Origin of the sequence: Enterococcus sp. DIV2379, from assembly GCF_050542965.1 — a bacterium.
GTDB lineage: Bacteria > Bacillota > Bacilli > Lactobacillales > Enterococcaceae > Enterococcus_D > Enterococcus_D entomosocium.
The window spans coordinates 1154410-1176317 of sequence record NZ_CP172938.1; the positions used below are offsets into that span (position 1 = coordinate 1154410).

23 protein-coding genes are annotated in these 21908 nt (G+C 43.7%); 20 read left to right on the forward strand and 3 right to left on the reverse strand.

The genetic code is table 11. The annotated features are described in order from the left end of the window. Nucleotides 1-91 precede the first annotated feature (91 nt). Nucleotides 92-685: an ECF transporter S component gene (locus tag IGI92_RS05340; protein WP_016613081.1), complete on the forward strand. Its 594-nt coding sequence runs from the start codon at nt 92-94 to the stop codon at nt 683-685. 57 nt (nt 686-742) lie between these two features. Here IGI92_RS05340 and IGI92_RS05345 read toward each other — a convergent pair whose 3' ends face one another. Beyond that, nucleotides 743-958 (reverse strand): ferredoxin, encoded by a 216-nt coding sequence (locus tag IGI92_RS05345; RefSeq protein WP_005237096.1) that lies wholly within the window; start codon nt 956-958, stop codon nt 743-745. Between the two features lie 26 nt (nt 959-984). Here IGI92_RS05345 and IGI92_RS05350 point away from each other — a divergent pair, with 26 nt between their 5' ends. From IGI92_RS05350 to IGI92_RS05420, 15 genes are all read left to right on the forward strand, one after another. Continuing rightward, entirely contained in the window at nt 985-1980 is a 996-nt protein-coding gene (locus IGI92_RS05350; protein ID WP_005237094.1) for a helix-turn-helix domain-containing protein, read from the forward strand. After that, nucleotides 1974-3356, forward strand: a complete 1383-nt coding sequence (locus IGI92_RS05355) for a RecQ family ATP-dependent DNA helicase (protein WP_430608229.1) — start codon at nt 1974-1976, stop codon at nt 3354-3356. The genes IGI92_RS05350 and IGI92_RS05355 overlap by 7 nt, the downstream gene beginning before the upstream one ends. 72 nt (nt 3357-3428) lie before the next feature. Further along, nucleotides 3429-4055 (forward strand): SAG1386/EF1546 family surface-associated protein, encoded by a 627-nt coding sequence (locus tag IGI92_RS05360; protein ID WP_005237087.1) that lies wholly within the window; start codon nt 3429-3431, stop codon nt 4053-4055. Nucleotides 4056-4160: 105 nt separating this feature from the next. Further along, nucleotides 4161-4832 (forward strand): (d)CMP kinase, encoded by a 672-nt coding sequence (gene cmk / locus IGI92_RS05365; RefSeq protein ID WP_005237085.1) that lies wholly within the window; start codon nt 4161-4163, stop codon nt 4830-4832. Nucleotides 4833-5044: 212 nt separating this feature from the next. After that, entirely contained in the window at nt 5045-6259 is a 1215-nt protein-coding gene (gene rpsA / locus IGI92_RS05370) for a 30S ribosomal protein S1 (protein WP_430608232.1), read from the forward strand. A gap of 163 nt (nt 6260-6422) precedes the next feature. Continuing rightward, nucleotides 6423-7733 carry a ribosome biogenesis GTPase Der gene (gene der / locus IGI92_RS05375; protein WP_005237082.1) on the forward strand — a complete coding sequence of 437 codons (1311 nt, stop codon included), beginning with the start codon at nt 6423-6425 and terminating at the stop codon, nt 7731-7733. Between the two features lie 234 nt (nt 7734-7967). After that, nucleotides 7968-8243, forward strand: coding sequence for an HU family DNA-binding protein (locus tag IGI92_RS05380; protein WP_003126821.1), 276 nt, complete (start codon nt 7968-7970; stop codon nt 8241-8243). 567 nt (nt 8244-8810) lie between these two features. Continuing rightward, nucleotides 8811-10499, forward strand: coding sequence for a dihydroxy-acid dehydratase (gene ilvD, locus IGI92_RS05385; RefSeq protein WP_008381045.1), 1689 nt, complete (start codon nt 8811-8813; stop codon nt 10497-10499). 2 nt (nt 10500-10501) lie between these two features. Continuing rightward, nucleotides 10502-12202: a biosynthetic-type acetolactate synthase large subunit gene (ilvB, locus tag IGI92_RS05390; RefSeq protein ID WP_430608234.1), complete on the forward strand. Its 1701-nt coding sequence runs from the start codon at nt 10502-10504 to the stop codon at nt 12200-12202. A gap of 4 nt (nt 12203-12206) precedes the next feature. After that, nucleotides 12207-12683 carry an acetolactate synthase small subunit gene (gene ilvN, locus IGI92_RS05395; protein ID WP_005229349.1) on the forward strand — a complete coding sequence of 159 codons (477 nt, stop codon included), beginning with the start codon at nt 12207-12209 and terminating at the stop codon, nt 12681-12683. Nucleotides 12684-12733: 50 nt separating this feature from the next. Then, a complete protein-coding gene (gene ilvC, locus IGI92_RS05400) occupies nt 12734-13723 on the forward strand; it encodes a ketol-acid reductoisomerase (protein WP_008381047.1) in 990 nt (329 codons plus the stop codon). Nucleotides 13724-13734: 11 nt separating this feature from the next. Further along, a complete protein-coding gene (gene ilvA, locus IGI92_RS05405; RefSeq protein ID WP_035007051.1) occupies nt 13735-14988 on the forward strand; it encodes a threonine ammonia-lyase IlvA in 1254 nt (417 codons plus the stop codon). Between the two features lie 167 nt (nt 14989-15155). Then, complete coding sequence (locus IGI92_RS05410; RefSeq protein WP_008381049.1) at nt 15156-16205, forward strand: hypothetical protein; 1050 nt, start codon at nt 15156-15158, stop codon at nt 16203-16205. Continuing rightward, nucleotides 16206-17465, forward strand: coding sequence for a tetratricopeptide repeat protein (locus IGI92_RS05415; RefSeq protein ID WP_430608235.1), 1260 nt, complete (start codon nt 16206-16208; stop codon nt 17463-17465). 9 nt (nt 17466-17474) lie between these two features. Then, nucleotides 17475-18032: a YpiB family protein gene (locus IGI92_RS05420; protein WP_034878690.1), complete on the forward strand. Its 558-nt coding sequence runs from the start codon at nt 17475-17477 to the stop codon at nt 18030-18032. Nucleotides 18033-18076: 44 nt separating this feature from the next. Here the strand turns inward: IGI92_RS05420 and IGI92_RS05425 are convergent, their stop codons facing one another. After that, on the reverse strand, nt 18077-18982 hold the full coding sequence (locus IGI92_RS05425; protein ID WP_005237068.1) for a YitT family protein: 906 nt from the start codon (nt 18980-18982) through the stop codon (nt 18077-18079). A 136-nt stretch (nt 18983-19118) separates the two neighbouring features. Between IGI92_RS05425 and IGI92_RS05430 the strand changes: the two genes are divergently transcribed. The 4 genes from IGI92_RS05430 (at nt 19119) to IGI92_RS05445 (ending at nt 21572) form a co-directional block, all read left to right on the forward strand. Then, on the forward strand, nt 19119-19469 hold the full coding sequence (locus tag IGI92_RS05430; RefSeq protein ID WP_008381054.1) for a nucleotide pyrophosphohydrolase: 351 nt from the start codon (nt 19119-19121) through the stop codon (nt 19467-19469). Then, nucleotides 19456-20670 carry a CCA tRNA nucleotidyltransferase gene (locus IGI92_RS05435; protein ID WP_430608236.1) on the forward strand — a complete coding sequence of 405 codons (1215 nt, stop codon included), beginning with the start codon at nt 19456-19458 and terminating at the stop codon, nt 20668-20670. The genes IGI92_RS05430 and IGI92_RS05435 overlap by 14 nt, the downstream gene beginning before the upstream one ends. Nucleotides 20671-20677: 7 nt before the next feature. Next, a complete protein-coding gene (locus IGI92_RS05440; RefSeq protein ID WP_430608237.1) occupies nt 20678-21046 on the forward strand; it encodes a thioesterase family protein in 369 nt (122 codons plus the stop codon). Between the two features lie 67 nt (nt 21047-21113). After that, nucleotides 21114-21572 (forward strand): hypothetical protein, encoded by a 459-nt coding sequence (locus IGI92_RS05445; RefSeq protein ID WP_008381061.1) that lies wholly within the window; start codon nt 21114-21116, stop codon nt 21570-21572. A 34-nt stretch (nt 21573-21606) separates the two neighbouring features. Here IGI92_RS05445 and IGI92_RS05450 read toward each other — a convergent pair whose 3' ends face one another. Continuing rightward, complete coding sequence (locus IGI92_RS05450; protein ID WP_430608238.1) at nt 21607-21882, reverse strand: hypothetical protein; 276 nt, start codon at nt 21880-21882, stop codon at nt 21607-21609. Nucleotides 21883-21908 lie beyond the last annotated feature (26 nt).

Here is a 21908-nt window from a genome sequence, read left to right on the forward strand (position 1 = left end):
GGGCATTTTTTGTCTGGCGCCGACAAGAAAGCCGAGGAAATTTAATAGGTTCGTTTGAAGAGGAATCCTGAACTTAGGAGGATTTATACTGATGAACAACAAAACAAGAAAAATGGTGACGATCGCCATGTGTGCTGCTATGGGAACAATTTTGCAATTTATCGCTTTTCCAATTTTTCCGGCATTCAGCTTTTTAAAGATCGATTTTAGTGATATTCCCGTGATGATCATGATGTTTTTATTTGGTCCTTGGAGTGGGGTAGTGACTGCCTTCATTCGTTCGGTCCTGCATTTGTTCTTATCTGGTTTTTCACCTGCTGATATGGTGGGAGATACGGCAAGCTTTTTAGCATCATGTGCCTTTACTTTGCCAATGTACTACTTTTTCCGCAAAGGTATCCACACCAAAAACAAAATGGTTGGTGTCATCAGCGGTATCTTGTCGGTAACGATTTTTATGAGTGTGGCGAACCTATTTGTGATCACACCGCTTTATCTACGCTTTTTCGGGGTCACAGCCGATCAATTTTTAGGGATGTCTTTGCCGCAATATGTGGCGATCGGGATTTTACCCTTCAATTTGGTTAAAGGAGCGATCGTCAGTGCCGTCTTTTTAGCACTACATGCCAAACTGCTCCCATGGTTGGCTCGTAAGCAGCCCCATCATTCTGCTATAGGAAAATAAAAAATGAGCCGACTTGCTGTGGCAGACGAAAGGTCTGTTAATGGCAGGTCGACTTTTTTATTTTTCTATAAGGATCGCTCTGGTGGGGCATTTGCGATAAGCAGTTTTGACTTTTTCTTGTTGTTCTTCTATGATAAACTGTTGCCGTGCACTCGGTTCTTGGGCAAATAAAACGATCCCATCTTCATCATAATCGAAGATCTCGGGAGCATAGATCGCACATAGTCCACAAGCAATGCAGCGCTCAGGAACAATTTTACAGCGTTGTGACATTTTTTAGTCCTTTCTGGGAGGAAGATATGGATTCTTTTATTTTAGCGCTGTTTTCTGATACTGACAAGTTGCGTCCATCGACACTTTATCAAATTCTCATTGGTAAGCGCACTAGCTCTGTCTTGAGTTATGCCTTTTTTTATGATCGATTAGGTCTTTTTCAAGCGTTGCCACAGTTGAATGAGAGGGAGTATCAACAGACGATCGCTGACTTGATCCAACAAGGGATGCTAAGTCGAGATTCAGATGGTCTGCTGCTCAAAAGGACCGCTGCAAATTATGAACAGTCAAGAGAAATGTTGTTGCATCATACGGATTATTTTCGGTATGGACGAACGACGGAGGAGGCGTGGCGTTTTGTCCGACTGCTGGTTCAAGCAGCTGCATATCAAGAGGTGACGAATCAGTATATTCCTGTTGAGAACACGCCTTTATATACAGAACCTGTGCGTCGACTGATCCATCAATACCCTGAAATCAAAAAGATCACTCATCGAGAACTTTCGGCAGTTTTTGCCCAACTTCCCGCAGAAGTCGCAGATTTTTTAGCGGGTACCTTATCTGGTCCTGATCTTCTGGGGCAGGCGTTTTTCCAACTTTTGCCAGAATCTGTACAAGGTAAGCCTTGGGACAATCTTTATGTAGGAGCTGCGATCCATCAATTTTTAGCCCTGGTTGAAAAAGAGTCTCAGATGGTTCTGTTTCAAGGATTGTCGCCTTTTCTAAATAGGAATCTGAATCAAAGTATGCTGGAAAGTCGTGCATTGTTCTTGCAAGGAGCTTCTGTTGAGCAGATCATGGAAAAAAGAAGGATCAAACGAGGAACCGTTAATGATCATTTGATTGAGTGGGCACTGCTTGATCCGACATTTCCGTATCAGCGCTTTGATACATCATTGCTGAATAAGCTGCCAGAAACTTCTTGGAAAAACAGCTATCAAGAATTACAGGAGCTTCTTACGACTGATTTTTTGACGATCCGTTTGTTACAGATTGCTCAGAAACGGGGGATTCGATGTTAGAAAACGCACTGAATCAGTACTTTGGCTTCAAAACATTTCGTCAAGGACAAAAAGAAGTCATCGAAAGTGTTTTAGCGCAGCAAGATACGTTGGCGATTTTGCCTACCGGGAATGGCAAAAGTCTCTGTTATCAGCTGCCAGGGTACCTCATAGATGGCATCGTAATCATTATCTCACCGCTTGTTTCTTTAATGGAAGATCAAGTCTATGGCCTACAAAAGCAAGGGGAAAAACGCGCGATTGCGTTTAATAGTCAACTGGACCTTGCCGATCGTCACTATGTGATGCAGCATTTATCGCAGTACAAATTTTTGTTTTTAAGTCCAGAAATGATCGTGCAAGAAGCCATTTTGCAACAACTCGAACGAGCTAAGATCGCTATGCTCGTGGTGGATGAAGCTCATTGTGTTTCCCAATGGGGCATTGATTTTCGACCAGAGTACTTGCAGCTTGGTGAAGTAAAAAAACGGTTGAAGGCACCCGTCACATTAGCATTGACGGCTACTGCCACGGCGCAAGTCGAAGCAGATATTCGGCAAGTGTTGTTAGCAAAGAACGCCAATGTCTACCGTTATTCGATGAACCGCAGCAATATCGGCTTGTTCGTAGAGAAAACGTCAGACAAAGATGCGGCATTAGCAGACTATCTCAGCCGCTTAGGCGGGGCTGGGATCATCTATTGTTCCACAAGAAGCAAAGTCGAAGAAGTCTATAACAAACTGCGTCAGCGCTATTCGGTAGGCTATTATCATGGTGGTCTAGCGAACGATCAAAGAAAAACGTTGCAGCAGCAGTTTTCTCAGAATAAACTTAAATTGCTCGTCGCAACCAATGCGTTTGGGATGGGGATCAATAAAGAAGATATTCGTTTTGTGATCCATTATGACTTGCCTGATTCGCTGGAAAACTACAGTCAGGAAATTGGTCGAGCAGGCCGCGATGGCAAACAAAGCAGTGCGATCTTGCTTTATCAGGAACACGATGAGCAGATTCACTACTTCTTTCAGCGAGAAAACAAAGAAGAACGCCGTGCTTTAGAACGAATGGATCAGAAAAAGATGAAAGGACCTTTGACACCGCTGCAAGAAAAATGGCAGAAGAAGATGAAGGAGTTGGGGGCTGCGTTTTGGCTGGAAACGCTAAAACAAAACGAACAGCAAAAGCAAGAACAATTACAAAAAATGTTGGCTTATATTCATTTTACCGGCTGTCGTCGCCAGTTTTTATTGGCGCACTTTGGGGAAGAAGCATCAGCAAATCCTTATTGTTGCGACAATGACGGGATCGAATTGGCAGTGGAAGAAGAGCTTTTAGAAAAAAAAGTCATCCTTCATTGGCAAGAACGTTTAATAAAAATTTTTAAAGATATAAATTGAATCGTATTTTGCAGGACAGTTTTTATTTACCTATGGTATAATACATCGGAAGGAAACTAGGAGGGAATACGAGTGAGCAAGAAAGACAATGACTACAATTCAGAAAATCAAGAACCGTGGGAACAACCAATCTATGATACAGAATACGATGATTCTGCATCAAGATCCCAACAAAGAAAACAAAAGCGTGGGAATTCACTCTTTTTGACGATCGTTTTAGTTTTGCTTTTCTTGATCGTGGCAATTCCGGTTGGTGCCGGTATTTGGGTATTGAATCATAACAGTGATGCCCCGACCGCAGCAAGTTCAAGCAGTACAGTAGAAAGTACGACAGAATCTTCGACAACCGAGTCATCAACAACGGAATCATCAACTGCTGAATCGACAAGTGAAACGAGTTCGTCAACAAGTGAATCAAGTTCTTCATCAAGCAGTAGCAGTTCTGCACCAGCTTCAACGACGCCATCAAGTAGTAGTGAGCCGGCTCAACAAGAAAACAATGCAGGGCAAGACACTACGCAAAATAATCAAGGGCAAGGAGCGACTGGTACCGAGGAATACACGACGGTGCAAGCAGGTGAAGGTCCTGAACAAGTGGCAGCCCGTACAGGCATCTCAGTTGAAACTCTATATCAATTAAATGGGATTGATCCAAACAACTACATGCTATACCCTGGCGACACATTACGAATTAAATAAAAAACCGCTTTGGCGGTTTTTTTTCTTGGTAGGAAGAAGCCAAGGTGAACGATAAGCAGAAACGATGAAGGAATACACATCGTTGGGAAACGAGGAGTAAGAAAAATGAAAAAAATCAACATCGCTATTGATGGTCCGGCGTCATCTGGGAAAAGTACCGTGGCAAAAATCATCGCCAATGATTTAGGGTTTATTTATACAGATACCGGGGCCATGTACCGCAGCATCACGTATTTGGCCTTAAAAAGCGGCTGTTCATTAGAGGATGAAGCGGCGATCGCTGCTTTGATCGATCAATACCCCATCACTTTTGAACCGACTGAACACGGTCAAGAGGTCTTTGCAGGAGGAGAGCAAGTCACAGAAGCGATCCGTCAGCCAGAAGTAACCAACGCAGTTTCGAAGGTATCGGCATACCCTGCGATCCGCGAAAAACTAGTCCAACAACAGCAGATGATCGCTAAAGATGGCGGTGTCGTGATGGATGGCCGCGATATTGGTACGGCGGTTTTACCACAAGCAGAAGTCAAGATTTTTCTGGTAGCAAGTGTGGAAGAACGGGCGCAGCGCCGTTTCAAAGAAAATCAGCAAAAAGGGATCGGTACCGATTATGAAACTTTAAAAGAAGAGATTCAGCAAAGAGATTACTTGGATTCTCATCGGGAAGTCTCCCCTTTGAAACAAGCAACAGATGCCGTTCGAATTGACACCTCCGGTTTAACAATCGAGCAAGTCGTAGAAGCGATCAAAAAAACGATCCAAGAAAAGATCGACTAGCGAAAACAATGGGTGTTCCCCATTGTTTTTTTATTTTTCCTACGAAAAAGATGAAAGCAAGCAAGAAAACAGACGTGAAAAGACTTTTTCAACGAAAAAACCGTAGTTTTTTAGGAAAATAAGAGAAATCGCTTTATTTTTTTTTCATTCTATTTTAAACTAAAAGATGTAGTGCAATTATTGCAGAATTGTTGGTTAGGAGGACATGAGAGATGACAGAATTTGAAAATAATCAGGTTGAGAGTGGAAATGAATCAATGGAAGCCGCTTTAGACAATTTCCAAGAAGTAAAAGTTGGAGATATCGTTAAAGGCGAGGTATTGGCCATTGAGGATAAACAAGCGATCGTAGGGATCGAAGGCGCCGGTGTCGAAGGCGTTGTTCCTGCAAAAGAATTATCGACTTTACCTGTTGAAGACATCAACGAAGCAGTCAAGGTAGGGGATGTCTTAGAATTAGTTGTGATTTCAGCAATTGGGAAAGACAAAGAAAATGGCAGCTATCTCCTTTCTAAACGTCGCTTAGATGCGAAAAAAGTTTGGGAAGATATCGAAAAAGATTTCCAAGAAGGAAAAATCATCGAAGCACCAGTCACCAACGTCGTTAAAGGCGGATTAGTGGTTGACGTAGGGGTTCGTGGGTTTGTTCCAGCATCAATGGTCGAAGATCATTTTGTTGCGGATTTTGAAGATTACAAAGGGAAAACATTGACCTTTAAAATCGTTGAGATCGAACCTTCTGAAAACCGCTTGATCCTTTCTCATAAAGCTGTTGTTGAAGCAGAAAAAGCAAAACAAAAAGAAGCTTTACTAGCTGATTTATATGATGGACAAGAAGTAGAAGGGAAAGTAGCTCGTTTGACTGACTTTGGTGCCTTCGTGGACCTAGGCGGCATCGATGGACTTGTCCATGTCTCTGAAATTTCACATGGGCATGTTGGCAAACCGAGTGACGTTTTGTCTGTTGGAGATACCGTCAACGTCCGTATCTTATCTGTTGATGCATACAAAGAACGTGTGTCTCTTTCAATCAAAGACACATTGCCTGGACCTTGGACCAATATTGAAGAACAAGCGGCTGTTGGCAGTGTCTTAACTGGGACTGTTAAACGTTTGACAAGCTTCGGTGCGTTTGTGGAAGTCTTCCCAGGTGTTGAAGGGCTGATCCATATTTCACAAATCTCCCATAAACACATTGCGACACCACATGAAGTCTTACAAGAAGGCGATGAAGTGCAAGTGAAAGTGCTCGAAGTGAACCCTTCAGAACACCGAATCGCATTAAGTATTAAAGCATTAGAAAAAGCCGAAAACACCAATGAAACACAAGAAGTTTCAGAGGATGATTATCAATTGCCAGAAGAATCAACTGGGTTTACCATGGGTGATATCTTAGGCAATGCCTTAAAAGACAGCGACGAAGAGTAATTGTATGCCATCAGCTTATAACGATTCGATGTTTGAATTTGTTATAAGCTGATTTTTTGTTTGCCGAGAAAGCTTGCAACTTTCCATGGCTTTAGGTAAACTAAGTAAGATTGAATACAAGAAGCAGCGTACAAGGACTGCTTTTTTAAATGGAGGGTAAAAAATGTCAAATCCAACAATAGCGATCGTTGGACGTCCGAATGTGGGGAAATCGACCATTTTCAACCGGATAGCTGGAGAACGAATTTCGATCGTTGAGGATACTCCAGGAGTGACCAGAGATCGTATTTATGCCACTGGTGAATGGCTAGGCCGTGAGTTTAGCGTAATCGATACTGGTGGGATCGATTTAAGTGATGAGCCGTTTATGGATCAAATCAAGCATCAAGCAGAAATCGCCATCGATGAAGCAGATGTCATTGTTTTTATTACGAGTGCTCGTGAAGGAGTAACAGATGCTGACGAGCTTGTGGCTCGTTTGTTATACAAAAGCAACAAACCCGTGATTTTAGCGGTCAACAAAGTTGATAATCCCGAGATGCGCAACGATATCTATGAATTTTATGGTTTAGGTCTGGGCGATCCATACCCAATCTCAGGAAGTCATGGATTAGGGATCGGTGATGTCCTAGATGAAGCAGTCAAACACTTTACCAATGAAGCGGAAGAAGAAGACGATTCCATCATCAAGTTTAGTTTGATCGGTCGACCAAACGTCGGGAAATCCTCTTTGATCAATGCGATTCTTGGAGAAGAGCGAGTAATTGTTTCAGATATCGAAGGAACGACTCGTGATGCGATCGATACCCATTTTACCAGCGAAAGCGGTCAAGAATTTACCATGATCGATACCGCCGGCATGCGTAAAAAAGGGAAGGTCTACGAATCTACTGAAAAATACAGTGTCATGCGAGCAATGCGGGCCATTGAACGCTCAGACGTCGTCTTGATGGTCTTGAACGCCGAAGAAGGAATTCGCGAGCAAGACAAACGGATCGCTGGCTATGCCCATGAAGCAGGCCGTGGAATCATTATCGTTGTCAATAAATGGGATACATTGAAAAAAGAAACGAATACGATGCGTGATTTTGAAGAAGAAATCAGAGATGAATTCCAATATTTGGATTATGCACCAATCATTTTCGTTTCCGCAGTGACGAAACAGCGCTTGAATAAGTTGCCGCAGTTGATCGAAGAAGTCAGCATGAATCAAAACATGCGTATTCCATCTGCGTTGTTGAATGACGTCATTATGGATGCGGTGGCGATCAACCCAACACCAACAGACAAAGGCAAACGTTTGAAGATTTTTTATGCGACGCAAGTGGCTGTCAAACCGCCAACTTTTGTTATTTTTGTCAACGAAGAAGAACTGATGCATTTCTCTTATGCGCGTTTCTTAGAAAATCAAATCCGCAAGGCATTCACTTTTGAAGGAACGCCGATTCGGATCATTCCACGCAGAAGAAAATAGAGATTTTATCATACTTTGTTTCTTTTTACAAAGAAATCTGTCCTTTTCTAGAAAAATGGGAAAAAACCAAAAAAAAACCCCCTAAAAACGTTAAAATCCTTGATATTACAAGGTTCTTATGATAACGTTATATCAGAATATTGATGGTAATCAATATTTGACAAAAACCTTGGACCACTCAAGATTTTTGTTGATGCATGACATCAAAAAAAATATCAGGAGGTGAAACCATCCATGGCAAATAAAGCAGAATTAATCGAAAAAGTTGCAGCAGCTACTGACTTAACTAAGAAAGACGCAACTGCAGCAGTAGACGCTGTATTCTCAACAATTCAAGACGCTTTAGCTAACGGTGAAAAAGTTCAATTGATCGGCTTTGGTAACTTTGAAGTTCGTTCTCGTGCAGAACGCAAAGGACGCAACCCACAAACTGGTGAAGAAATCAAGATCCCTGCTAGCAAAGTACCTGCATTCAAACCAGGTAAAGCTCTTAAAGACGCAGTGAAATAATTGAGTCTTGTAGAAACCCTTGAGTAATCAAGGGTTTTTTCTTTTGTCTAACTAGGGACTGCCACCATGCAGGCGGAACGAATGGGAAAAGAATCGGTTGTTATTGTCAGAAAATTCAAAATTATTTTTTGTTTTTCTTTTGATCTTAAAAAAACATGGGTTGCTGGCACACTTTAATTCTCAAGCAAGAATAAAGGTGATTTAAAAGTCATTTTTATCAAAACAAGCAAGTGATTAAATGACATCTGATGTGAGAAAGGGTTCCTTAGAATTGTCATTATTGAAAAAAAATTCAGAAAATTCGTTGACAAGTGATTTTGCAAAGGGTATATTGGTAAACAATTACAAGAACGTTACTATTTCTAATGAAGGAGCCATTTTCTATGCGCAATTTTAATCAATATTTATTAGTCATTATTATTGATACCAGGACTTAGAACACGGAAGCAAAAATTATCCGTTTGTTTGAGTCCTATTTGCGTAAGTAAAATGGGATTCTGGCAAAGCATCCCAGTTTTTTATAACCGGGATGCTTTTTTTTATTCCAAAATGCAGGAGATGATGAGTGTGAGAAGTGATCAAATTAAAAAAGGGATCGATGCAGCGCCAGCTAGGAGTCTGCTCTATGCCACAGGACAAGTTAAAAATATCCATGATATGAACAAGCCATTTATTGCGATATGTAATTCCTATATCGATATCGTGCCTGGGCATGTGCATTTACGGGAGTTAGCAGATATCGCAAAAGAAGCGATTCGTGAAGCTGGCGGCATCCCTTTCGAGTTCAATACAATCGGCGTAGATGATGGCATTGCTATGGGACATATCGGTATGCGATATTCGCTACCTAGCCGAGAATTGATCGCTGATTCTGCAGAAACCGTCATCAATGCCCACTGGTTTGACGGCGTATTTTATATCCCAAATTGTGACAAGATCACTCCTGGCATGATCTTAGCAGCCATGCGGACCAACGTACCAGGAATTTTTTGTTCCGGCGGTCCTATGAAAGCCGGCATTGATCCTCGGGGACATCAAATAACCTTATCTTCCATGTTTGAAGCCGTTGGGACGTACAAGACGGGTAATATGACAAAAGAAGATTTTGAGTTTATGGAACAAAATGCCTGTCCGACTTGCGGTTCCTGTGCAGGGATGTTTACTGCCAATTCAATGAACTGTCTCTTAGAGATCTTAGGATTGGCAATGCCAGGCAATGGTACGATTCTTGCCGTGTCTGAAGAACGACGAGAACTAGTTAGACAAGCCGCCTTTAAGTTGATGGATCTTGTTGAAAAACAAGTGAAACCTCGAGACATCGTGACCAAAGAAGCTATTGATGATGCCTTCGCTTTAGACATGGCGATGGGGGGTTCCACCAACACAGTGCTGCATACATTAGCGATCGCCAATGAAGCTGAGATCGATTATGACTTAAGACGGGTCAATGAAATCGCTAAAAGAGTGCCTTATCTCTCAAAAATCGCGCCATCATCAGCCTATTCGATGCACGATGTTCATGAAGCTGGCGGCGTTTCAGCGATCATTCGGGAGCTATGTGATATCGAGGGAGCGATTCATCCCGATCGACCGACTGTTACCGGTAAGACGTTGCGAGAAAATGTCGCTGAAGCGAAGATCCACAACGAAGAAGTTATCCATCCGAAAGAAAACCCGTATAGTCCAGTTGGCGGTCTATCGATCTTGTACGGAAACATCGCCCCAGAAGGCAGTGTCATCAAAGTTGGCGGGGTCGATCCAAGTGTACAAGTATTCAAAGGGAAAGCGATCTGTTTTGATTCTCATGATGAAGCAGTTGCTGCCATCGACAATCATACCGTACAAAAAGGACATGTTGTAGTGATCCGCTATGAGGGACCAAAAGGAGGACCAGGTATGCCAGAAATGTTGGCGCCTACCTCAAGCATCGTTGGTCGTGGGTTAGGCAAAGATGTCGCCTTGATTACAGACGGCCGCTTTTCAGGAGCGACGCGGGGGATCGCAGTTGGACATATTTCTCCGGAAGCTGCAGCCGGTGGTCCATTAGGACTAGTCAACGATGGCGATGAGATCATTATTGATTTGCCAAATCGAACGCTAAATCTGCAAGTTTCAGAAGAAGAGCTTGCCAAGCGTGCGCAAGAACGACCGAAGTTTCGTTCAAAAGTAAAAAAAGGATGGCTTGCACGTTATACCGCTTTAGTGACCTCTGCGAATACGGGCGGGATTATGCGAGTACCTGATGAGGAGGAGTAGCAATGGAAAACATCGACTATCAAGCATCGCATCTAAGGACTGGCGCGCAAGTGTTAGTGGACAGCTTGCAAGAGCAAGGCGTCGAAATGATCTTTGGCTACCCGGGTGGCGCCGTCTTACCGTTATATGACCAATTATATGATGCAGCGATTCCGAATATTTTGACGCGTCACGAGCAAGGCGCGATCCACGCCGCTGAAGGCTATGCCAAAGCTACTGGCCATGTTGGGGTCGTTTTAGTGACTAGCGGACCAGGTGCTACAAATGTCGTCACGGGCATTGCCGATGCTATGAGCGATTCCGTACCGTTGGTGGTTATCACGGGGCAAGTGGCCGTACCAGGAATTGGCAAAGATGCTTTTCAAGAAGCGGATATTCTAGGTATCACGTTGCCGATCACGAAACACAATTACCAAGTCCGTTGTGTGGATGACTTACCGAAAGTGATCGCTGAAGCCTTTCACATCGCTTCAACTGGGCGTAAGGGACCTGTTGTGATCGACCTTCCGAAAGATATTACATTGCAAGAAACCGCTGAAACCTGCTCATTGCCGATCACAAGGAAAAGTTATCAACCGAATGCAGAGCCTTCCCGTCTGCAAATTGAAAAATTGATGCACGTTTTAGAAAAAGCACAGCGACCAGTGGTACTGGCTGGTGCAGGCGTGATCGCGGCTGAAGCTGCGGCTGAATTAAATGCATTTATTGCCAAGTACAAGTTGCCGACAGTCACAACGTTGCTCGGCTTAGGCTTACTGCCAAATGATCATCAATTTTTCTTGGGCATGGGCGGTATGCATGGAACGTATGCGGCGAACATGGCTTTATCAGAAGCCGATTTGATTATCAATATCGGCTCTCGCTTCGATGATCGCTTAGCGACTGCCGGCAGTCAGTTCGGCAAGCAGGCCATCGTTGCTCATATCGACATCGACCCGGTGGAGATTGGCAAGATTGTAGAGACAAAGATCCCAATCGTCGGCGATGCCAAGGCTGCTTTGCAACAGATGCTACGGTATCCGCCAACTAGAGGAACGTGGTCTGCCTGGTCGGATCTATGCCAAAAACGGAAGACGGAAAAACCTTATCGCTATGATCGCACTCAAGCACAAGAAATCAAACCGCAAAAAGTCATCGAAGAAGTAGGGCGTTTGACCAAAGGAGAGGCTTACGTCATCACCGATGTTGGGCAGCATCAAATGTGGGTCGCGCAGTATTATCCGTTTCGCTTTCCTAAGCAGTTGATCACCAGTGGCGGACTAGGCACGATGGGCTATGGTATCCCTGCGGGAATTGGCGTCCAATTTGCTCATCCAGAAAAAATGGTCGTGGTGTTTGTTGGCGATGGCGGGTTCCAAATGACAAACCAGGAATTTGCTATTTTGAATGAGTATGGCTTGAATGTCAAATTTGTTTTGTTGAATAATCGTTCGTTAGGAATGGTCCGCCAATGGCAAGAAACATTTCATGGCAAACGACGCTCTGCCTCTGTTTTTGCACAGCAACCTGATTTTGTTAAACTAGCACAAGCTTATGGCATCGAAGGCTGTCGGATCGATGAACCCACTCAGCTTTCTGCTATGCTAGCGGAAGCTTTTGCACATACGGGGCCGCAACTGATCGAAGTAATGGTCTCGCCCTCAGAGCATGTGTTGCCGATGATCCCACCGGGGAAAGCCAATCATGAAATGATGGGGGTCTAAGGGGATGAAACGGGTATTAGCAGCAATCGTCCATAATGAAGCAGGTGTTTTGAGCCGCATCACGAGTGTCTTAAACCGCCGACAGGTCAATATCGAGAGTATTTCTGTCGGCACAACGGAACGGCCAGAGTTTTCACGAATGACGATCATTGTCAACGTGAACGATTTGGCAGAAACAGAACAAGTGACCAAGCATTTAAACAAACAAATAGATGTCTTGAAGGTTTCTGATATTACAGAAGTTCCTCATATCGAACGAGAGCTGGTGCTGATCAAAGTCAATGCACCAACCACTAGCCGCTCGGAGATCCAAGCAGTGATTGATCCGTTTCGAGCGCACATTGTCGATGTCGCACTGAAAACGATCGTTGTGCAAGTTGCCGGCGATACGAAAAAGGTAGAAGCATGCATCGAAGTTTTGCGTCCCTACGGAATCAAACAGTTGGCACGAACGGGTGTCACTGGCTTTACAAGAGGGTAAGTGCAATTTTGAATTGCTTAAAATAAAGAAAGAATTCGGAGGAAACAAGTATGGTAAAAGTATATTACAACGAGGAAGTTACAGATAATCTAGGAGACAAGAAGATTGCGATCGTCGGCTACGGCTCTCAAGGGCACGCTCATGCGCAAAATTTACGGGACACAGGTCATGAAGTCTTTATCGGCATTCGTGAAGGAAAGTCAGCAGAAGCTGCAAGAAACGACGGATTTGAAGTCTTTCCAGTAGCCGAAGCTACTCAAAAAGCGGACGTAGTCATGATCTTGGCACCCGATGAGATCCAAGGATCGTTGTATAAAAATGAGATCGAACCGAATCTTTCTGCCGGAAATGCATTAGCATTTGCGCATGGTTTTAATATTCATTTTGATGTGATCGCGCCGCCAGAAGAGGTGGATGTGTTCCTAGTTGCGCCTAAAGGACCGGGCCACTTGGTGCGTCGAACCTTTACCGAAGGGTTCGCGGTGCCAGCCTTGTTTGCAGTCTATCAAGATGCGACTGGCAACGCACAAGCGACAGCTTTATCTTATGCAAAAGGCATTGGTGCCACACGGGTCGGCGTTTTGGAAACGACCTTTAAAGAAGAGACCGAGACCGATCTTTTCGGGGAACAAGCCGTACTTTGTGGCGGTTTGACCAGCATGATCGAAGCCGGCTTTGAAACATTGGTAGAAGCCGGGTACCAACCGGAATTGGCGTATTTTGAAGTTTGTCATGAATTGAAACTGATCGTTGACTTGATTTATGAAGGAGGATTCAAAAAAATGCGCCATTCGATCTCGAATACGGCAGAGTATGGCGACTACGTTTCCGGTGCTCGGGTGATCACCGCACAAGCCAAAGAAAACATGAAAGCCGTATTGACAGATATCCAAAATGGTCAATTCGCGAAAGGATTCATTGAAGACAATCAAAATGGCTTCCCTGAATTCTATAAAATGCGTGAAGAAAACGGCAACCATCAAATTGAAAAAGTCGGCAGCGAGTTACGGAAAATGATGCCGTTTGTTGCGAAAGATTAGAGGTGGCGCGTTTGTTGGTGACAGTTTCTGCAATCGAGCAAGCATATGAACGACTGCGGGGAGCAGTTAGTCATACACCGCTGCAGTATGATCGCTTTTTATCTGAAAAATACCAAGCGACGGTTTTGTTGAAGCGAGAGGACTTGCAAAAAGTCCGCTCCTTCAAATTACGAGGTGCCTACTATGCGATCACCCAGGCAGATCCTGTGCAGACCAGTCGTGGCGTCGTCTGTGCCAGTGCCGGAAATCATGCCCAAGGCGTTGCTTATACCTGCCAAGAACAGCAGATCCATGCGGTCATTTTCATGCCAACAACGACGCCGCAACAAAAAATCGCGCAAGTTCTCTTTTTCGGCGGCGACTACGTCAAAATCGAATTGGTGGGAGATACCTTTGATGCGGCGGCGCAGGCTGCCAAACAATTTGCAAAAGAAAAGCAAATGGCTTTCATTGCTCCTTTTGATGATCCCAATATTATCGCAGGACAAGGAACAGTAGCCGTGGAAATGTTGGCGGATGCTGAAAAAAAACAAGTATCGATCGATTTAGTGGTGGCTGCCATTGGTGGCGGTGGTTTGATCAGCGGGACCGCAGCCTATTTGAAAGAAAAGCAGCCAAATATAAAAGTTGTTGGAGCAGAACCTGTAGGGGCCGCCTCGATGCAAGCAGCCTTTGATCACCAAGGACCGGTGGCTTTAGAGCATATTGAAACCTTTGTCGATGGTGCGGCAGTCAAACAAGTCGGAGCTCAGACCTATGCCCATGCCAAACGCTATGTGGATCAATTGGTAACGGTGGAAGAAGGTGCAATCTGCCAAACGATTCTAGAATTATACAGCAAACAAGCGATCGTCGCTGAACCAGCTGGTGCCTTGAGCGTGGCAGCCCTGGATGAGATCAAAGAGCAAATCAAAGGCAAGACGGTCGTCTGTATTGTGAGTGGTGGTAACAATGATAGTTCCCGCATGGCAGAGATCGAAGAGAAATCACTGATTTATCAAGGATTGAAACATTATTTTATCGTCAATTTCCCACAACGTCCCGGTGCGTTGAAGGAATTTGTTAGCCATGTATTAGGGCCTGATGATGATATCACGAGGTTTGAATATACGAAAAAAATCAATCGTGGAACAGGACCAGTAATGCTGGGAATCTTGTTGAAACAAAAAAACGATCTACCCGCATTACTGTCACGAATTGAACAGTTTGATCAAGGCTACATCAACCTTCAGCAAAATCAATCACTTTACTCGCTTTTGGTTTAGAAAAAAAACATGGTTTCCTTTGTAATACAGGAAACCATGTTTTTTGCTTTTTGGCATAGAATCATGGGACAAATCGGCGAAAATACTTCCTAATGGTTAGCGATTTAGTAGGTGTTTCAGCGGCTTCTTGCTATAATAGTAAGTAGTAGCAACAAAGGAGTGAGCCGATGGAAGCTGTTTTTTACAGAAATGAGCAAGAAACCCAGATCTCTTACGGGGAAACATTGGCATCGGTCATGAAAGGACAGTCGATCGAGCCGCAGCAGGTGATCATTTTGACGAATCAGCGTTATTATGACCGCTTTTCAGAAAAAGTAACCCGCCTGTTTTTGCCGCGCGAGGTCAATTGGTATATTTGTACCAACCAAATGTATTGCAACAACTTTAGTGAATTTAAGGCCGCAATGGATTTCTTCGGTCGCTTTTCAAAGCAAGAGTCCTTGTTGATCGTCGGGTTTGGGAATGAAGGTGTATTGGCACTGAGCAGTTTTATCCATGCGACTTCGGTCCTATCGACACAGCTTTGGTTGATTCCTGTTTCCTTGCGGGCCTTAGCCAAAAGTGTCAAAGAAACAGCGATCGTTGTGAAAAAGCCAGATATCCCGATGCTGGAAAATCCTAATGCACCACAATTTGTTATTTTCGATCAGACGATTGCCGAAAAGCAAATCGATGGGAAACTTGTCGACTTTTTGACCCTGATCCGTGGTGGCGTGCTTGCCGATAGCGATTTTTTAAAGGAACTTTATCGAACGTACCCCAGTCATCAGGCATTGATGAGACACTCGTTGGCAGCTTATACCAATCAGCTGATCCAATTGTATCAGCAGTCGGGACGCGAATTAGAGGAGTTTGGGCAACTCTTTGCCGATGCTGCTTATCAAACAGAAAATGGTCACTTGCTGTCTGATGCGATGAAATTGTTCTTTGGCTTTTTGTTTCATTTTATTTGGACAGTCCAGCAGCAGCAGTTGACTGTCGATCTGCCAGTATTTTGCCAATGGCTTGCACGATTAGGCTTTCCTATCGAATTGCCCGAGTCTTTTTCCTTAAGCGAATATTTCAGCCGTGTACTAGAATTGCAGCAAAAAGAAAAAAAACTGTTATTTTTGGCAAAAGTTGGTACAATAGGGGGCAGAACGGAAATCGAGGAGAAAGATCTTGTCCAAACGATGGAGACTTATCAGCGATTAATCAATGAGATTCGAGGGGTCTAAATGGAAACTTATAGTGAAAAAATGTTAAAAGCACTAGCCGCAGAAGAGTTGGCTGAAGCACAATTGAATTTTAACGAAGCACTGCAAAAAGATGATGATGAGACACTTGGCGCTTTAGGCGATGAATTACTGCAGATCGGTTTTTTAGAAGAGGCGAAAACGTTATTTGAAACCTTGCAGCAGCGGCATCCTGAAAATGAAGCTTTGCTGCTTCCTTTAGCGGAAATTGCGATGGAAGAAGACCAGATCGAAACGGCTTTTGCCTATATTGATCAAATACCACCGACCAGTGAAGCGTATTTGCAAGCCTTGCTATTGAGTGCGGATCTTTACCAATTGATCGGTATCCCTGAAGTTAGTGAAGCCAAACTAAAAGAAGCGCAAAGCCTTGTGCCAGAGGAACCCTTGATTCGTTTTGCCTTAGCTGAGTTAGCTTTTTCAACGGATCGCTATCAAGAAGCTGTTGACCTTTATCAAGGATTGCTGGAAGAAGATATTACGGATATTTCGGGGATTTCGATCGTTGAACGGACCGGAACGTCATTGAGTATGGCAGGTAAGTTTGAAGAGGCGTTGGAATATTTTGAAGCAAGCTTAGAAGACGAACAGACGGACGAGCGTCTCTTTCAAACGGCTTTAGTCTATTTGCAGCTGAAGGAAAATGAACAAGCGATTCGCTACTTGCAGCAGTTGCGGGTCATGAATCCCCAATACCGGGCCTTGTATCTTTATTTGGCTGAAGCATTGCAAGAAGAAGAACAGCTGGAAGAAGCGCAACGTGTGATCGAAGAAGGGATTCATGAAGATCCATATCAAGTGGATTTCTATCATTTTGCTGCCGAGAATGCTTACCGACTTCATGACAGTGAAGCAGCCGAGTCATTTTTACTTAAAGCACTGGAAACTGGTGAAAAAGAAGAGGATACATTACTGACTTTAAGTAATTTATACTTGAATGAAGAGCGTTGGCAAGAAGCGATCTTGGCGATCGAGCGAATGGAAGACAATGAACAGCCTCACGCTTTATGGAATCTAGCGCAAGCCTTCAATGCGTTAGAAGATTTTGATAAAGCAGCAAAATATTACGAAGAAGCCAATGCTGATTTGCACCATGAACCAGCGTTTATGAAGGAATACGGCATTTTCTTACGTGAAGAAGGACGTTTGCCTGAAGCTCTTCATTTGCTACAACATTATTTGGCACACGAACCAGGTGATTTAGAAGTACAGTCGATCGTGGAGGACTTATTAGAAAGATAGGTGAGAGAAATGAACATCAATGTACAAGAAAAGAAAAAGTTTCTTAATTGGTTAGTTTCGACCGTTTCCTTCAGCCGCCGAGAAGTCTCTTGGGTGTTAAACTATCTGGCGAACCATGAAGCGATCTTGACCAATGTTCATTTTGTAGAAGGGGCAGCCGCAGCCAAACGGGGCTTAAGTGTCCGCAGTACGGAAGTTGGAGGCGAACCCTTTGTCTTGAGTATCGAAGGACAGACCTTTTATGACATTGATCAGATTTTTCACGAGATTCGCATGAATTGGAAACAACCCTTGTATCTTGAATGTCTCTTTCCAGATTCTTGGTCGCAATCCTTTTATTTAGCAGTTTTAGAAGACAATCCTTATGAACGTTGGAACGACCACTTGGATCAAGAAATGACCCAACATGTTACCCAGTACCTTGAAAAAGAAGAAGCAAAAACCAAAATTGATACCTTGTATCGGCAGATCGATCTAGCATTGGAAAATGGGGATCGTGATGCCTTCTTGGAACTTTCCGATGAAGTAAATCGGCACTTGCTCCAACAAAAAGAAGAAAGCCGCTGAAAAATAAAAAAGCAGTCCTTTAACCGGGACTGCTTTTTTAGTCTTTATTTTGTTTTAGAGACCGCTGCTTTGCGCTGTAAGAACCGTGACTTAGGTCTTAAGTAGGTAAAGCCTTCGCCTTCGACTTCATGGACATTGATGACAGAAACAAACGCTTGCGGATCAAAGTCATGAACAATGCGCTTGACTTCAGAAATCTCCCGTCCGCTGACCACCATATAAATGATTTGTTTCGATACTCTTGAGTAAGCCCCTTCGCCCTGTAAAAACGTGACACCGCGTTCCAATTCATCCATTAAAACAGGAGCTATCTCTTCGCTGTGATTGCTGATCACTAAAATCCCTTTGGCTGAATAGCCGCCGTCTAAGATCGAATCGATCACACGAGTGAAGACATAAGAAAAAATCAAGGTATACATCATGCGGTTCAAATCTATATAGGTCAAAGAAAGCAACAGGACGAACACATCAAAGATCAAAAGCGACCGCCCGATCGTCACCCCAAAGTTTTTCTCTAAAATGCGCGCTAGTACATCGACGCCACCTGTTGTTCCACCGACTTTGTAGACGATCCCACTACCGATCCCTGCAATCAAACCAGCCAAGAGTGCGACGATCAGTAGATCATGCTGTAGATCGATCAACAGGGGAACACTCTGCCAAAATGCCAACCAAAAAGACAAACCAAAGGTTCCTAAAATCGTATACACTAATGAGCGTCGACCAAGAATTTTGCCACCGATCAAAATGATCGGAATATTTAAGATCAATGTACTAATGGCAGGATTGATTCCCCATAAGGCTCGCAGGATCAAGGTGATCCCTGTCACACCGCCTTCTGCTAAGTCATTTGGGATATTTAAATAGACTAGACCGAAGCCATAAATACTCGTACCGAAAATAATCAAAACAATGTCGCGAATCGTTCGCCATGAAAAAAATGCCCGCATCCTGTTTCCTCCGTTATTCAACTTCCACAAGTATCAATGTAGCACGAAATCATTGAATGTACAACAAATCCTGAGGGGGCTCTATCTAGGCAGGCAGCCATTCTTTTGGTAAGATAAACGAGAAAGGGTGAAGAAGATGACAGATAAACGTTCCTTGGCATCGATGCAAGAAGAAGTCGATGCCTATATTCAACAATTTAAAACTGGCTATTTCAGCCCCCTCGCCCAAATGGCTCGTTTGACTGAAGAAGTTGGCGAATTGGCGCGAGAAGTAAATCACTATTACGGGGAAAAAAATAAAAAAAGCGATGAAGTTGAAAAGACCGTGGCAGAAGAACTGGGTGACGTGCTCTTTGTGACGATGATCATGGCCAATTCACTAGACATCGACCTGACTGAAGTGTTTGAGGAAAATATGGCAAAATTCAATCAGCGGGATGCGTATCGTTTTGAAAGAAAAGATGGGAAAGTACATGAAGCTGACTAAACTACCAAAAGAATTTGCAGAAGCTGCGCCACTCCTAAAAAAAATCGAAGCCGCGGGCTATGAAGCATACTTCGTTGGCGGCAGCGTGCGGGATACGATTTTAGGCCAGCCGATCCATGATGTCGATATTGCTACCAGTGCATTTCCAGCCGAAATCAAGGCGCTTTTTCCTCGAACCATTGACATTGGTATCGAGCATGGGACGGTGCTGGTCTTGTGGGAACAGGCGCAATATGAGATTACCACCTTTCGAACTGAAGCCGCCTATCAGGATTATCGCAGACCTGACAAAGTTGATTTTGTCCGTTCCTTGAAAGAAGATCTAAAGCGGCGGGATTTTACCATCAATGCATTGGCACTTCAAGAAGATGGGGTCATCATTGATCTTTTCGATGGACTTGCAGATATCGACAATCAGATTTTACGAGCAGTGGGTCACCCGCAGGAACGTTTCCATGAGGATGCCCTACGAATGATGCGGGGGCTGCGTTTTGTCAGTCAATTGGGCTTTGTTTTAGAAACAGAAACATTGGCTGCTATCCATGCGAATCATGCCTTGCTGGGGAAAATCTCTGTTGAACGGATCATGATTGAATTCGTGAAATTGCTGTTAGGCAATCATCGGAACCAAGCACTGCGGGCGCTAGTAGAAACCGAATGCTATATCTATTGCCCAGGCTTACGGGAATACGGTGAGGCGTTACTGCGGATGGCAGACCTGCCAGCGATCCCATTAGAAAACGAAACGACGGCTTGGGTATTGCTCATTGACCAAATCGGTTTAGCTCCTGAGGCAGTCCGCAGCTTTTTAAAAGCTTGGAAATGTTCGAATGACTGCATCCGCCAAGTACAAACGGTCTATCAAGCACTGCTAATGCGTCGAAACGGCGAATGGAACGATCTGCTGTTGTATCAGTTCGGTTTAGAAGCAACCTGTTTAGCTGAAGGATTATTGCGTTATGACAAGCTGCCCAATGATCCTGCAAAAATCAGTCAGCGCTATCAGCAGCTACCGATCCATTCACTGAAGGAGCTGGCGATCAATGGACGTGATTTACTGCAGACAGTTGATCGTTCCTCTGGTCCGTGGCTCAAAGAAGTCTTGGCCGCTGCCGAAGCTGCAGTCATCATACGAAAAATCCCTAATGAAAAAGAAGCACTATTGGCGTTTGCCCAAGCATATTTAGCGAAGGAGGGATAACTGAAGAATGGAAAGCAAAAAAGACTTTCTCGTTGACCTTCAAGACACTGCGGCTGTTTTGGGTTCTGGCGGTTTAGCGGTTTTAGCAACCCCTCGATTGGTCGCAATGGTAGAAAACACCTGTTGGGAAGCCCTTGAGCCTACTTTAAATAAAGGGTTTACTACCGTCGGTACAAAGTTTTCGATCAATCATTTGAAACCTTCACCAGTCGGAGCGACAATCACAGTTCTTATACAATGGGAAAAAGAACAAGGATTCCAGTTTGATTATCAGGTGACCGATGGGGCGCAACAACTCATTGCTAAAGGGACTCATCAACGAGCGGCGGTGGAAATCTCTCGGTTTATGAAAAAAGTCAACGAAAACCAAAGTTAATTTGTGTCCCAGTAGCGACTATGTGTTAGAATTAAAATGTATTATTAATAAAAAGGAGCGTTTTGTCATGGCTAGAGAAATGAAAGCTTTAAAATTTTATTTCCGTAATGGAGAAACATGGACGATCGAGCGCCGTTACATCGGTGACTTATGGATCAAACAAATCACGACCAGTTTTGGCCGTATCCACGGAAGCGAATTCGTTGAGATTCATCCATGTGCTGGGTTCAAAATTGAAATCTTCCAAGAAGGCGATCATGTGGCAACGCATGACATCAACTTAGGCGGACTTGAATTAGGGATGTTTGCTCGTGCGTTGAAATATGAAGATATTGAACGGATGGAAATTCTTTACCGTAACGGTACACCGGATCTTGTTTATTTCCCATACAAGGACAAAGATACGGAAGGATTGGATAATGTATACCAATCAACAAAAATCAGTGAAAAAACGAAGAGTCTGTATATCGTGATCGACCCAAATCAAACGGTTGATGATGTTTATCAAGAACATTTCGAAGAATAAGAAAAACGCAGAACCAGTTGGTTCTGCGTTTTTTTTAGAATGTTTCTTGGAACATATCCGTATACTTTTTTAATAAAAGATAATCTTCGGTATATTCATCCTTTAAAACGATTGTATCGCCAAAGAAACTCTTACGAGCATGTTGAATGATCCGATGCTGAATATCTTTTTCCAGAAGGTAATCGATCTCAGACTGTTTCAGGTTTTGTGCAGCAGTCGCCCGATTCTTTTCTAAATATTGCAGCAAATCGTACTCAAGGTGTCCCGCACCATTGATGACTCGTTTGTATTCGATTTTGTCAATTTTCATCTGCTCACACTCCTTGCTATTAAAGT

Coding starts and splice junctions, on each gene's coding strand:
- IGI92_RS05425 (WP_005237068.1), bottom strand. CDS start 18,982: ATGCGGGCATTTTTTTCATGGCGAACGATTCGCGACATTGTTTTGATT.
- IGI92_RS05350 (WP_005237094.1), top strand. CDS start 985: ATGGATTCTTTTATTTTAGCGCTGTTTTCTGATACTGACAAGTTGCGT.
- rpsA (WP_430608232.1), top strand. CDS start 5,045: ATGACAGAATTTGAAAATAATCAGGTTGAGAGTGGAAATGAATCAATG.
- IGI92_RS05420 (WP_034878690.1), top strand. CDS start 17,475: ATGAACATCAATGTACAAGAAAAGAAAAAGTTTCTTAATTGGTTAGTT.
- IGI92_RS05380 (WP_003126821.1), top strand. CDS start 7,968: ATGGCAAATAAAGCAGAATTAATCGAAAAAGTTGCAGCAGCTACTGAC.
- der (WP_005237082.1), top strand. CDS start 6,423: ATGTCAAATCCAACAATAGCGATCGTTGGACGTCCGAATGTGGGGAAA.
- ilvN (WP_005229349.1), top strand. CDS start 12,207: ATGAAACGGGTATTAGCAGCAATCGTCCATAATGAAGCAGGTGTTTTG.
- cmk (WP_005237085.1), top strand. CDS start 4,161: ATGAAAAAAATCAACATCGCTATTGATGGTCCGGCGTCATCTGGGAAA.
- IGI92_RS05415 (WP_430608235.1), top strand. CDS start 16,206: ATGGAAACTTATAGTGAAAAAATGTTAAAAGCACTAGCCGCAGAAGAG.
- IGI92_RS05345 (WP_005237096.1), bottom strand. CDS start 958: ATGTCACAACGCTGTAAAATTGTTCCTGAGCGCTGCATTGCTTGTGGA.
- IGI92_RS05440 (WP_430608237.1), top strand. CDS start 20,678: ATGGAAAGCAAAAAAGACTTTCTCGTTGACCTTCAAGACACTGCGGCT.
- IGI92_RS05435 (WP_430608236.1), top strand. CDS start 19,456: ATGAAGCTGACTAAACTACCAAAAGAATTTGCAGAAGCTGCGCCACTC.
- ilvC (WP_008381047.1), top strand. CDS start 12,734: ATGGTAAAAGTATATTACAACGAGGAAGTTACAGATAATCTAGGAGAC.
- ilvB (WP_430608234.1), top strand. CDS start 10,502: ATGGAAAACATCGACTATCAAGCATCGCATCTAAGGACTGGCGCGCAA.
- IGI92_RS05430 (WP_008381054.1), top strand. CDS start 19,119: ATGACAGATAAACGTTCCTTGGCATCGATGCAAGAAGAAGTCGATGCC.
- IGI92_RS05445 (WP_008381061.1), top strand. CDS start 21,114: ATGGCTAGAGAAATGAAAGCTTTAAAATTTTATTTCCGTAATGGAGAA.
- IGI92_RS05340 (WP_016613081.1), top strand. CDS start 92: ATGAACAACAAAACAAGAAAAATGGTGACGATCGCCATGTGTGCTGCT.
- IGI92_RS05355 (WP_430608229.1), top strand. CDS start 1,974: ATGTTAGAAAACGCACTGAATCAGTACTTTGGCTTCAAAACATTTCGT.
- IGI92_RS05410 (WP_008381049.1), top strand. CDS start 15,156: ATGGAAGCTGTTTTTTACAGAAATGAGCAAGAAACCCAGATCTCTTAC.
- IGI92_RS05450 (WP_430608238.1), bottom strand. CDS start 21,882: ATGAAAATTGACAAAATCGAATACAAACGAGTCATCAATGGTGCGGGA.